The 12,409-nt window shown below is 37.3% G+C and carries 10 protein-coding genes and 1 pseudogene; all 11 read right to left on the bottom strand.

The window, feature by feature from the left end:
* Window positions 1–106: 106 nt before the first annotated feature.
* Window positions 107–967 (bottom strand): annotated as a pseudogene (locus DHW03_RS19710) (NAD(P)-dependent oxidoreductase); the annotation flags it as partial.
* Between the two features lie 119 nt (window positions 968–1,086).
* Complete coding sequence (locus tag DHW03_RS16430) at window positions 1,087–1,545, bottom strand: NUDIX domain-containing protein (RefSeq protein ID WP_109926932.1); 459 nt, start codon at window positions 1,543–1,545, stop codon at window positions 1,087–1,089.
* A 353-nt stretch (window positions 1,546–1,898) separates the two neighbouring features.
* The gene (locus DHW03_RS16425) at window positions 1,899–4,328 is read right to left on the bottom strand and encodes a TonB-dependent receptor domain-containing protein (RefSeq protein WP_109926931.1); all 2,430 of its coding nucleotides are present in this window, start codon (window positions 4,326–4,328) and stop codon (window positions 1,899–1,901) included.
* A gap of 291 nt (window positions 4,329–4,619) precedes the next feature.
* Entirely contained in the window at window positions 4,620–5,858 is a 1,239-nt protein-coding gene (locus DHW03_RS16420; protein ID WP_109926930.1) for an SAM-dependent methyltransferase, read from the bottom strand.
* Between the two features lie 18 nt (window positions 5,859–5,876).
* Window positions 5,877–6,680, bottom strand: a complete 804-nt coding sequence (locus tag DHW03_RS16415) for a DUF1365 domain-containing protein (RefSeq protein WP_109926929.1) — start codon at window positions 6,678–6,680, stop codon at window positions 5,877–5,879.
* An 83-nt stretch (window positions 6,681–6,763) separates the two neighbouring features.
* Window positions 6,764–8,008 (bottom strand): NAD(P)/FAD-dependent oxidoreductase, encoded by a 1,245-nt coding sequence (locus tag DHW03_RS16410; RefSeq protein ID WP_109926928.1) that lies wholly within the window; start codon window positions 8,006–8,008, stop codon window positions 6,764–6,766.
* An 84-nt stretch (window positions 8,009–8,092) separates the two neighbouring features.
* Entirely contained in the window at window positions 8,093–9,121 is a 1,029-nt protein-coding gene (locus DHW03_RS16405; RefSeq protein ID WP_109926927.1) for an SAM-dependent methyltransferase, read from the bottom strand.
* 33 nt (window positions 9,122–9,154) lie between these two features.
* A complete protein-coding gene (locus DHW03_RS16400; protein ID WP_109926926.1) occupies window positions 9,155–9,958 on the bottom strand; it encodes a DUF1295 domain-containing protein in 804 nt (267 codons plus the stop codon).
* Between the two features lie 82 nt (window positions 9,959–10,040).
* A complete protein-coding gene (locus tag DHW03_RS16395) occupies window positions 10,041–10,373 on the bottom strand; it encodes a DUF1475 family protein (protein WP_109926925.1) in 333 nt (110 codons plus the stop codon).
* Window positions 10,374–10,612: 239 nt separating this feature from the next.
* The gene (locus DHW03_RS16390; protein WP_109926924.1) at window positions 10,613–11,341 is read right to left on the bottom strand and encodes an acyl-CoA desaturase; all 729 of its coding nucleotides are present in this window, start codon (window positions 11,339–11,341) and stop codon (window positions 10,613–10,615) included.
* Between the two features lie 134 nt (window positions 11,342–11,475).
* Entirely contained in the window at window positions 11,476–11,973 is a 498-nt protein-coding gene (locus DHW03_RS16385; protein WP_109926923.1) for a cupin domain-containing protein, read from the bottom strand.
* Window positions 11,974–12,409 lie beyond the last annotated feature (436 nt).

The raw sequence follows: 12,409 nt of genomic DNA, 5'->3' as shown, positions 1-12,409 counted from the left end.
TAAAAGCAGCGATGCAATACCCTCAAGCGTAATTTAACTTTTAAAGATCATTTTGATTTTTGTTGCAAAATATTATTCGGCGACCTCAAAGGCTTTTTATGATTGATTAATCAAGCGCTTTGATAATGGCGATGATGTCGCTTTCGCCATAAGTCTGTTCAGCACTTTTAAACGTATCAAAGGCAGTTTTAGCCAATGGAGAAGAAATGCCTTCATCTCTAGCTAGGCTGAGGTCTTTAACGATGTGCTTCAACGCAAAGGCTGCTTTATAGTTGTCGCTGATAATGGCTTCGCCTTTAATTTTTGTAAAAATATTACCTAATGCTGCGTTGTTAATCAGGTTAAGTAGATCTGAAGTTTCGATACCATTTTTATTGGCGAAAATAACGGTTTCTGCCAAACCCTGTGCGTAAAGTGCAAGCAACGAGTTTATGGCTAATTTTGCCGTATTTCCTGCTCCATTTAACCCCACAAGCAGTGTCATCTTTCCAAGTTTGTCTAAAATTGGCTTAACTTTTTGGAAAACTTGCTCTTCCCCCCCTACCATAATTACCAACTGACCAGTTTCTGCTTGTTTAACACTTCCTGATACGGGTGCATCCAGATAAAAGCTTCCAACAGATTTGCAACGTTCGGCCATTTCTTTCGAAATTTTAGGCGAAACTGTACTCATGTTAATCAATATTTTATTGGATGTTTTAGCTGAAAGCAAACCATCCTCACCATCAAAAATATCCTGTATGGCCTTGTCATCTGAAACCATAATGATGACGACATCAGTTTCTTCTAACAACGCTCTTGGAGATGGCGCAATGCCGGCACCTAAGTTTTTTAAGGCAGCCTCCTTAGCTTTGCTTCTATTGTAAACCACTACGGGGTAACCCGCATTTAGTAATTGCTCTGCCATTGGGATACCCATATTGCCTAGCCCAATCCAACCTATTCTGGTCATATTCATTTGATTTGTTGTAACTCTTTGGGGGAATCTTGCCTAAGCTCGTGTTCTAAATTCAAAACAACTAGAGCATGCAATCCATCTGTAAATATCCAAATTCTAAAGAATAGTTGAGGATGTGTATAAGAATTTTACAATTCGAGGCTTTGTCTCAATTCATCAAGCAAGGCGATTTGTTTCTCGTTGATGAACTTAACGGCTTCTACGTAATTAAACCATTCTGAACGATCTATTTCAGGAAAACTTTTCATCTTACCCGAGCGGGGTGGCCATTCAATTTCGAAAGTATTACTAATCAGTTGAGACGGGTCGCAATCCATTTCCAATGCCCAGCATGTCACTTTTTTGCCACCTTTCTGGATGATTGGATTTAACTCAATAAATTTCCCGTTCGGCTTGAAGCCAGTTTCTTCTTCAAACTCTCTTTGGGCGGTGAGGAATAGATCTTCATTTCCCAGAGGTTCTCCCTTCGGGATTGTCCAAAACCCTTCATTTTTCCGGGCAAAGAAAGGACCCCCGGGGTGCACCAAGAAGAACTCTAGATCATTTTCAACTCGGCGGTATAACAGTAATCCAGCACTTTCTTTCATCTCAAATATTTAAAAGACTAAGTTAAGGTGTTTGCGATAATAATGATAAACCTGAAAAACTAAGGAGGCGTATCATTCATCAAAAAATAGTTGTAGTAAACAAAATCAAATTGAACCGACTAAGCAACCTAAGAACATATAATGCAAAGGGCATCTAAATCTTCGGTTCACCAAATTTTTATGTTCTGTGATTCCTTGGCCAAAAAATGTAGTTTAAAAGCTTTGGAAGCCAAATACAAACGTAAAGAGACTAAATTCGGCATTTTAATGGATGTTAAGTTGCCTCATTATTAAAAGAAAAAGCCTCCCAATAAAAATTAGAAGGCTTCAAATGTATATGAGTAGAATTGGGTTTAATTTTGTACGCCGCCCATGCCACCGCCACCTTGTTGCTGTTCTTGCTTAATGTCGTCGTTTTTAATTTTTTTCTTCTCCGTAAATTTAAGCTTACCGAAAGAGTAACTAAAATTAACACCAAAAGAACGGAGTGGGTAATAAATATTCTGACTTTGAAACACTGAACCTGTTGCGGTTACAGAATTGTTAACGGTTTGAATGTGTAAATCGCGGTTGAAAGGATTTAATACATTTACCCCAAAGCTGCCTTTTTTATTTAACACCTCTTTTTTAAATGAAGCTCCGTAGAAAAAAAGTGCATCGGTTTTACCTTGATAGGTTCTACGTGGAGAGTTTACAACACCAAAAAGTTCGAAATTAAAACCTTTACCAAATCCATAAGCAGAACGGGCAAATATATTGTAATTCATATAGGTTCCGGTACTTACACCCGTAATGTTATTGGTTACGCCGTAAGTATTTAAACCGAAATTACTCATCAATGTCCATTTTGGTTTTGGATTGTAAGATCCGAAAATATTGAAACCATAAGTTTGAGCGGTACCCACATTAATGTAAGTGGTTAGCGGAATGTTTCCTAAGGTAGTAAGGGAACTTTCAATAACTCCACCCGTACGGCGGTAAAAAACAGATGCGTTGATAACTGATCCTTTAATAAAAGTGCTGTAACCAAGCTCGTAATTATCGCTCAACTCAGGACTTAAGAAAGGGTTTCCTTGCGATAGGCTAACAGGGTTACTGCTGTTAAGAAACGGATTTAAATAAGATTGGGTTGGCCTTTGCACCCTGCGGTTATAGCTTAATTTAAGGGTTGCATTTCCTTTTAGCGCTTGAGATAGGATTACACTTGGGAATAAATTAAAATAATCATTTTTCTGAATTCCGCTGGTTTGTGTATTGAAGTCAATTTGCGTGTATTCTGCTCTTAAACCACCCTTAAGTTTCATTTTTTTAGTTAAATCGAAACTGATTACACCGTAAGCCGAACCCACATTTTGGTTATAGTTAAAATCCTGGGCGGAGTTATCAAATTGGCTTTTAATGTTGCGGAAAATGCCTTTCGCGCCAACTTCTAAAGTTGTTTTCTTATTAAATGGATAGGTATAATCCGTTTGCGCGGTGTACTCATTGTTTTTACCGGTGTTGCTTGCTACCAAGGTATTGCCTGTTGTAGCACCCTGAGCTATGAATGTATTGCTAAAACTTTGTGGTGTGCGTCCTGTAGATAACTGTGCCGAGATGGAAAATTCTTCGCCCTCTGTCTTGGTGGTTTTCTTGTAATCTACATTCCAGTCCATATTGTTAAAGGTCATATCCATATCATTAATGTTTTGGCTGATTACACCATTGGTGATGAATTCGGATTGACCTGGCCCTCCGTTAGAAAAACGATTAAATTTTACATTTGAACTGATGTTGTTATAAGCATTAAAATCATAATCAACACCTAAACTTCCATTTAATCCGTTACGGCTCCATTTAGAAAAACCATCCTGTGTTACATTATTAAAACCACCAGAATTCAATTGAGTATTACTTACGATAACGACTCTAGAGTTTTGAGCATAAGAAAGATTGGTACCTACAGCAGTATTTAAACTCAAACGACCTGTTTTTGCCGTTAAATTAAAGGAACCGTTGTTTTGACGCGTACCTGCTGATGTATTAACCGTTCCGCTAACACCTTGTGCGTTAGATTTTTTGGTGATGATGTTGATGATACCACCAGAACCTTCCGCATCGTATTTAGCGGATGGGCTTGTAATCACCTCAACACTTTTAATTTGTTCGGCAGGAATCATCTTTAAAGCATCAGCTACGCTGCTTGCCATAGTACCCGAGGGCTTACCATTGATTAAAACCCGAACTGCACCACCACGAAGTTGAACGTTTCCATTCATATCTACGGATAGCATTGGCACTTTACGCATTACATCCGTTGCATCGCCACCGGCATTTGTACCATCGGCTTCAGCGTTGTAAACCATGCGATCGATTTTGTTCTCAATTACAGCCTTTGTGCCTTGTACCTGAACATCTGCCAAAGCATTTGCGGTAGAAGAAATGTAAATGGTACCCAAGTTTACATCAGGTTTAGCTGGTGTAGTAGTTACTGCCACCGATTTGGTTTTGTATCCCATAAAACCAATCATCAGTTTGTATGAATCTGGTGATATATTTTGTAGAGATAGTTTTCCTTTTTCATCCGTTACGCCCCCGTTTACAGATTTGCTATCTTTAGCGTTCACTAAAGATACTGTTGCGTAATCAATCGGCTTTTTTGTAAGGGAATCTAATATGGTAGCGGTTATACGACCCGTTACTGTAGATTTTTTCGCTCCCCCACCAAAACCCCCTGCCGGAAACTGGGCTTGAGCAGTTAATATAGTTCCTAGGATGAGGGAAAGAAGTATAATTTTTTTCATAATTGATTAGTCTTTAGTTTTAGTCTTCGCAAAAAGGATTTTGTTACACATACATATGTGTAAAATCATTTCTACATGAGTTTGGTTGTTTGGTCGGCAAAGGTCTGACTTTTCTAGGTAAAAAAATAGCAAATCAGAAAAAAAAGGATATAATTTCTAAATCAGATAAAAATTATAACTGACTTAAAAACAATAGGATTAAAAAAAAACTAAAAAAAAGGGGAACAGAAAGGACTTGAAAGTTCAATAGCACACAAATTGTAAAATTACATATCGGGCTATGCCTAATTATTATCTATTTATATTATTTGGCCTCGAATAAACCATTTGCATTACATTAATATTTCTCATGCCAAAGGCAGCTTCGCAGTAGTTTAAGTAGTAATTCCACTTTCTGATAAACTTATCATCAAAACCCAAAGCCTTAACCTGATCTAAATTTTTATTAAATTCTAAAAACCAGAGATGAAGTGTCTTGGCATAATCTAGGCCCATGTCTTTTAAATCAACCATGGTGAGGTCGCCAGTGTTATTAATGGCCTTATTTATGGCAGCAACCGATGGCAACAGAGATCCGGGAAAGATATGTTTTTGAATCCAATCTACTCCGTTTCTGAGTTTGTCGTAACGACAGTCTGGCGAAGTAATCACTTGAAAAGCCAAAATCCCGTCTGATTTCAAAAGCTGATGGCACTTTTCAAAATAAGTTTCCAAATACTGATGTCCTACAGCTTCTAGCATTTCAATGGAAACAATCTTATCAAAGGTACCCGTAATTTTACGATAATCTTGAATGATGATAGAAACCTTAGCCTCCAACCCTTCTGCTTTAACGCGCTCTACGGCAAGTTTTTGCTGCTCTTTCGAAATGGTTACAGAAGTAACCTTACAGCCATAATTCTTGGCTAAGAAAATTGCATTGCCACCCCAACCACTTCCAATTTCAAGCACATGATCGGTTGATTTTACTTTGAGTTGTTTGGCCAATCTATCGTATTTTGCATATTGAGATTCTTCCAAACTTAAACTGTCAGGACTAAAATACCCGCTTGAATAGGTCATGGTTTTATCCAAAAACGTCGCGAAAAAATCGTTATTCAAGTCGTAATGTGCTGAAATGTTTTTCTGCGAACCGGCCAAGGTGTTAGCCCTGCGGATGTGTGTAAGCTTATTTACCCATTTAAATAAATTAAGCGCAACAGAATTTACCTTGCTTCCTGTAATGGATGGTGCATTCTCAATATTTAAGATCACCCATTTGATTACGTTTGTAATATTCGAGGTTTCCCAAAGTCCATCGGTATAACCTTCGCCAAAACCAATATCGCCATACAAAGCAATCGATTTAAAAAAATCCGGGTGATTCACTTGAATATTCGCTTCTACCTTATGTTCACCATTGCCAAAAACAAGGCTTTCACCACTGGGTAAAGTAATTTCCAATTTACCTAAGGTCATTTTAGAAAGGGCATTGATTACAATTCTTTCGAAAAAACTAGTGGATGTTTTGGTAGCGACTAGCGAATTCATATTCTATTGAGCGTTATGTTATGGTTTATATGGTTTATATACGTTGCGTTGGAGTTCAGGGTTTTCGGCCTTAGGATGAAAAGATAGTTTTTTTAGCCATAATTTCAAAGCTTGCCAGTGGATCATTCCCATAATTTGTAAAGGAATTAAGGGTATAGAAAAAAAGCTTTTAAGTAAGCTTCCGTTGGTGATTAACCTTCTATCGCCTTTTAGAGTGGTGTAAAAGAACTTTTTACCGCTTTTATCAATATCATCTATTTTAATATCCAATTTTTGGGTGGGTACTTTCAAACTAAAATCAAAAGAATCATCATGATCTATAAACGGCGAAACATAAAAGTATTTTGTCGTAATTTTTTTAAAAGTATCACCCTCCAATTCGGCCTTCCCAAAGAAAAAAAGTTTCATTTCTCTGTAGGTATTACTGATTTCGGCTATACAACAAACTGGGTTTTCGTGCGCATCGAAACAGTAATAAAAAGATACCGGATTGAAATTGTAGCCCAGCACATTTAGGTTGGTGAGTAGCTTAATTTTTAAATTGGAGCCATCAACCCCCTGTTCTTTCAAATAATCTTCGATATGTTGGCGCGTATTTTTTGTTTGGTCAGGATGATCTTTTGGCAATTGCAAATGTTCTCTATCTCTAAAAGAAAACAGATTAAACCGGTTTCTACTAAACCAACGAAGTTCTTTTGCCAAAGCATCTATTTCATCTAGATCGATGTAAAACATATACACGTTATACCAAAAAGCATGCTTTTTGGGCGTTATGCGATGATGCATCACTTTCGCAGTATATATGTAAGAGTTCGTTGGCATTAGTTTTACAAATTAAGAAAATATTTTTTGCCTAATGTTTGGCGCTGCACAAAAATGCAAATCGGTTGAAATTATCGAAACACTTAAAGTCCTTTACACAAATCTACGGCACTTTTATAAGCATCTTCATGGAAACCATATTTGAAATAGCTGCCACAATAGTAAATTGGACCATCTAAATTAAGCTCATGTAAACGCTCTTGCGCTTGCATTGCTGGAACATCAAATAAAGGGTGGTGGTAATCGATTTCCTTTACGATTTTTTTCGCATTTAAAGTTTCTGTTGGATTTATCGATACAAAGTAATTGGTTTTCTTAGAAACCCCTTGCAGGCTATTCATCCAGTAAATTGTACTCGGCAACAACTTGTCGCCATGCTTTTCTACACGGTAATTCCAACTGCTCCAAGCCAATTTGGCTATGGGCATTTGGGCTTCATCGGTATGCACAACTGCTTTATTAAGTTGATATTTAAATTTCGATAAAAGTTCTGTTTCTAACACTGTCTTATCTTTTACAATGTCGAAGGTTTCATCTGCATGGCTTGCCATAATAACCTTATCAAACTCAAATTTCTCCCCCATCGAATTTTCGACCGCTACTTTTCCGTTCTCCAATCTCTTTACCGCTACGATTTTATTGTTGATTTTAATGCGATCGCGGAAAGGGGCAATCAACTTTTCCCGGTAAGACTGACTTCCATTTTCTAAGGTGTACCATTGGTGTTGTGTATCTAGACCTAAAAAACCATGATTCTTGAAAAAGCGAATTAACGTTACCGCCGGAAAATCTAAAATTTGTTCCATTGGCGCACTCCAAACCGCAGCACTCATCGGAATCAGATATTGCCAAAGCATGTCATCACTATATCCAAATTCTTTAAAAAATCGTCCAATGGAGTAATCTTGATATTGCGGTTGATCCAAAATCTCTACACTTTGCTTATTAAAACGGTTAATCTGCATCAACATCTTCAAATAAGAAATGTTAAATAAATTTTTCCGCTGTGCGAACAAATGATTTAAACTAGAACCGCTATACTCTAATTTTTTAGGCAAAAACTGCACACTAAAAGACATGTCGGTTTTGATCACAGGAGCATCTATTTCGGCAAACATTTCCGTTAAATTAGGATAGGTTTGATAATTGAAAACCATAAAGCCGCTATCCAAGTAAATGGGTTTTCCATCTTCTTGAAGGGTAACGGTATTAGTATGCCCGCCAATATAATCGGCTTGCTCAAACAAGGTAATGTCGTATTTGTGTTGCAATTTATGGGCACAACCCATTCCTGCTATTCCTGAACCAATAATGGCTAGTGTCTGCATGTTTATTAATTTTATCGTTATGCCAAATTAATCGGCATCACTTTCAAAAAGCCTGTAAATTAAAACTTTGATCTCCTAGGTGATTTAAACTTTTTCGAAAAGATAGTGGCAAACCATCCACTCATTCCCTTTATTGTAGTTAAACAATTCTGCACAAGACATGTAGAATAATCTCCAATACACCCACCATTTTACTGCTTGATCTTTGCCATAGGTATTTTCCAAAATGGGCATAATTTCTTTTTTATGCTTATCCATGTTGCTTAACCATGCTTCTGATGTTTTGCCATAATTGGTTCCATTTACTACCCAATGCTTATCAATTTTAAGGTCATCGTTAAAGTAGAAAAATAGATGATTTGAAGGCATAATACCGCCAGTAAAAAAGTATTTGCTCATCCAATCGGTTTCATCAATTACTTCAAATTTATACGCTAAGGTTTTGTGTGTAAAAATATGCACAAACAGTTTTCCACCAGCTTTTAAGAAACCCGCAACCTTGTTTAGCAAAAATTTATAGTTGCGCATGTGCTCAAACATCTCTACAGAAACAATTCTATCAAAAGTGTCGGCAATGGTGAAGGTGTTCATATCGGCTGTTAATACCGTTAAATTTGCTATTCCTCTTTGCTTTGCAGTGTCATCGATGTAAATTTTCTGTGTTGCAGAGTTTGATACCACTGTAAAAGTGCTTTTCGGAAACTTCGCGGCCATGTACAAGGAAAGCGAACCCCAGCCACAACCCAATTCCAAAACGTTTTGCCCGTTTTGTAAATCAGCCCGTTTGCAGGTTAGGGCCAACATATCGTCTTCTGAGGTATCGATATCCTTAACGCCTGGTTTCCAATAGCCACTGCTATATTTTAAATTCTTACCCAAACAATATTGAAAAAACTGCGTCGGCAATTCGTAATGTTGCTCATTGGCTTCGGCAGTATTTACGGCAATTGGCGATTGCTTGAGCTCAGCAACCAAATCCATAAATTTTTCTTGCTGTAACTCCTCATCACCCAGCGTTTCATCGTCTAGGCGCTGTTTGCAAAGTTTTCTAATCCCAAGGCGAAGCGCTGTATCTGGAAGTTTATCGTTTTCTAAAAGTTTATCGTACCACATTGTAAGGCAAAGTTTTAAGTTATGGGTTTAATGCTATACAGCTTTTTTAAACCATGGAAAAAAGGAACTGGTTGTTTGTTGATATTTCTTATAAGCGTCAGGCTTGCTTCTTAAATTCTGCTCTTCATTATTTGGAACGCCCGTAACTTTGGTGAGTAAATATAAAATTACAGCAGGGCTTATAATGGCCAATATGCCCCACGGCGATGCCAGGGCAAAAACGAAATAAGCCATCCAAGTAAGCCATTCAAAAAAGTAATTGGGATGTCTGCTATAATGCCACAAACCGGTATCGCAAACCTTACCTTTATTTTTCGGGTCTCTCTTAAAAGCAGCAAGTTGTCTGTCGGCAACCATTTCGCCAAAAAAGGCGATAATCCAAATCGCTAAACCGATATATTCTAAAACTGAAATTGTTGGAGCGGTATTGGCCGTTACGATGAAAAACGGAACAGCCAAAATCACATTTGAAATGGCCTGAAACTGGAAAAATATGAAAAAGTTTCGATCGGCTTGATTGGCCCATTCCTTTCGAAGTTGCTGGTACCTACCCTCTTCTTCGCTTAAATGACCAATAACCCTTTGCCATAAGTGTATGCCTAATCTCAATTCGGCAAGTAAAAACATCCCACAAATTAAAATTTTTCGAGGCTCAAATCCATGCGAGAAAAAAAAAGTAATTACAGTAATTACGGGAAAATTGAGTGCCCAAAAAACATCAACCACACCTGCGTTTTTAATACGCTTTGCCCAAAGCCAAACCAGCGCCATAATTAGGCAACAAGCTATTAATGAAATTAATGCGATTAAAAGTACATGTCCTGTTTGAAAAGGCATAAAGTAAAATATGTAATGGTTTAAGGCATTAGCCGCACTTACCGAGCCGAAACTGTAGTAAGATAGCTTAAGCGTAAAACTACTATACCTTACTCAGCAACTCTTTTAAGCCTTCGCCCTCTTTTAGTTTAAACAAATGAACCAAAACATAGGCTAGCGTTGCAATGCTACCCAAACATACGAACAAAACTGTAATAGAGATTTTAAGAATAATACTTTTTTCTTTATAAAACATCCACAAGGTGATAATGAAGATGTTGGCGTAGAAATCCCAAAGTGTGGCGCGCATCCACGGAATGCTACCCAAAAAATCCCATTGCTCAAAAAGGTTGCTTTCGAGCGAAGTAGAAATCACTTTGTAGCACATAAAAACCAAAAGTGCAGAGAAAACGATTTTTAGAAAATTTATCATCATATAGCCTTTAATTTTATTGGAAAAGCGGTACCAGTTTCAATCGGTCACGATAGCCCTGCCATCCGCTTTACTCCTCCCGATAAAAAAAATCGGGATTCGTGCTCGCTCTTGTCAGGTTTATGATACTCAAAGCATTGCAAATGGATAAAACTGTTCCAAAGCCTAAGTTATTGTGATTGATTAGCTACCTTACCAAGTGTAATTGTACATTATTTGTTGGGCCACTAAGCCAAGACTACCTAAACCTTTCTAATTTTGATAATTTTCATCCAGTGCAAAACCTTCATCATTGGGTAGGTTGGATCAAACTCCCACCACTTACTTGCGAAGTTAGGGCTATTTGGTTTTTTATGATGATTATTTTGAAACAACTCGCCCATCAATAAGAAATCCCAAGGCAAAGAATTTTTGCTATGATCTTCATTATCGTGGTTCGAATAACCATATTTATGCCCACACCAATTTACTATAGCGCCGTGTAGCGGACCCATTAAAAAGTGTACAGGCAATAAAATAAATAACCACCAATGGTTTGCAAATATTACATAGAAGCCGATATAAAACAAACCGCAACTTATTCTCCATAACCATGAATTTCCAATTTTATCAACAAGCGGCCACTCTGGGTAATTACCTTGAAAGGCGGGCTCTGGCTGAATTTTAAAATGCAAATAATTCATGTACATGTTTTTGGTTGCAATCATCATCCCGAATACGTCCTTAAAGAAATGAGGTGAATGTGGGTCTTTCTCTGTATCGCTATATGCATGATGCATACGGTGCAAAATGGCATAAGCCCTTGGGTTTAAAAAAGATGATCCTTGAGAAATTAGCAAAACCAAGTAGAAAAATCGCTCCCAAAAGGGTTCCATTTTAAACATCTTGTGCGATGAGTAACGGTGTAGAAAAAATGTTTGGCTGAATAAGGATAAAAACCAATGGCAAAGAAAGAAAATGAGGATAATCATGTAAAATGTGTATGCTTTATAAACGAAATTTGAGGGCGTTTAGTTTTCGAGTGGCTTTAAAGTATTGAAAATTAACATTATAAATACAAAAGAATCCTGCCCTAAAGTATGGAGCAGGATTCTGAATTAGGATATTATCTACCGAAATCGTCTTGAACTCTAACGATGTCGCTTTCATCTGATGGATTTGAAGCATCAGTATGTTGCCAAATCTCAGCAACTACACCCCAATCTTCAAGGCCAATTAAACGGTGACGCTCGCCTTGTTGTAATTTTATTTGATCTTTTGGGCCGTATTGTTTCACTTCACCTTCCTCGTCGGTTTGGCTGGTTTTAATGCCAACTGTGCCATTTACTACTTGCCAAATTTCGGCTCTGCGATGGTGATACTGCCAAGATAGACGCGTATTTGGTGCAACAATTAAAATTTTGGGACTTAATTTTCCGCCAATTTTAAGACTTTCTACATCTAAGCCATCAAAATAAGTATCTGCAAATTGCTGTGCTTGTGCTTCATCAATTACAAAGAAACCACCCCATGGGCGAGTTTCATCGCGGTTTACTACATTAAAACCTTCAATTTTTAAACGTTGTGCAACGTTGTCAAATATTTCCTTTTTGTCGTTTGTCATCGGTTAATCTTGTTTTTTTAATAGAGTTGATTCATCGAAAGCATATCTGGTTCATTTTTGTGCCTATGATGTGTTTTTTACTTTGCGCAAAAATAAGGCTTATAAATTAAAAAATTCATTTAGAGCCCTTTATTTTTTGCCTAAGTTGTATTTCACTAAAACTCTGCTCGCCGAGGTCGGTGTCCTAAGAAAACATTATCAAATTATATTAATTGTTGCACGGCAATTTTGTCTTTTTTGCTTTTGTATCGTAGTTTGTAAAACATTTGGAACTACCTACTTTTGCCACAGAAACGAGAATAAAGGGAACGAAGAAAATAAACCAACTAAAGTTTTCTTTCTGCTTTAGTCTTTCTGCTTTTTCCTTCACCACAAAAGAAACAAAAGAACACAAAAATTCATCCATTGCCTATTCTTTGAGCTTCGGTCTTTCAAC

Origin of the sequence: Pedobacter yonginensis, assembly GCF_003173595.1 — a bacterium.
In the GTDB taxonomy this organism is placed as follows: Bacteria; Bacteroidota; Bacteroidia; order Sphingobacteriales; family Sphingobacteriaceae; genus Pedobacter; species Pedobacter yonginense.
This window is presented reverse-complemented; position numbering and strand designations above follow the sequence as displayed.

Coding starts and splice junctions, on each gene's coding strand:
- DHW03_RS16430 (WP_109926932.1), bottom strand. CDS start 1,545: ATGAAAGAAAGTGCTGGATTACTGTTATACCGCCGAGTTGAAAATGAT.
- DHW03_RS16425 (WP_109926931.1), bottom strand. CDS start 4,328: ATGAAAAAAATTATACTTCTTTCCCTCATCCTAGGAACTATATTAACT.
- DHW03_RS16420 (WP_109926930.1), bottom strand. CDS start 5,858: ATGAATTCGCTAGTCGCTACCAAAACATCCACTAGTTTTTTCGAAAGA.
- DHW03_RS16415 (WP_109926929.1), bottom strand. CDS start 6,680: ATGCCAACGAACTCTTACATATATACTGCGAAAGTGATGCATCATCGC.
- DHW03_RS16410 (WP_109926928.1), bottom strand. CDS start 8,008: ATGCAGACACTAGCCATTATTGGTTCAGGAATAGCAGGAATGGGTTGT.
- DHW03_RS16405 (WP_109926927.1), bottom strand. CDS start 9,121: ATGTGGTACGATAAACTTTTAGAAAACGATAAACTTCCAGATACAGCG.
- DHW03_RS16400 (WP_109926926.1), bottom strand. CDS start 9,958: ATGCCTTTTCAAACAGGACATGTACTTTTAATCGCATTAATTTCATTA.
- DHW03_RS16395 (WP_109926925.1), bottom strand. CDS start 10,373: ATGATGATAAATTTTCTAAAAATCGTTTTCTCTGCACTTTTGGTTTTT.
- DHW03_RS16390 (WP_109926924.1), bottom strand. CDS start 11,341: ATGATTATCCTCATTTTCTTTCTTTGCCATTGGTTTTTATCCTTATTC.
- DHW03_RS16385 (WP_109926923.1), bottom strand. CDS start 11,973: ATGACAAACGACAAAAAGGAAATATTTGACAACGTTGCACAACGTTTA.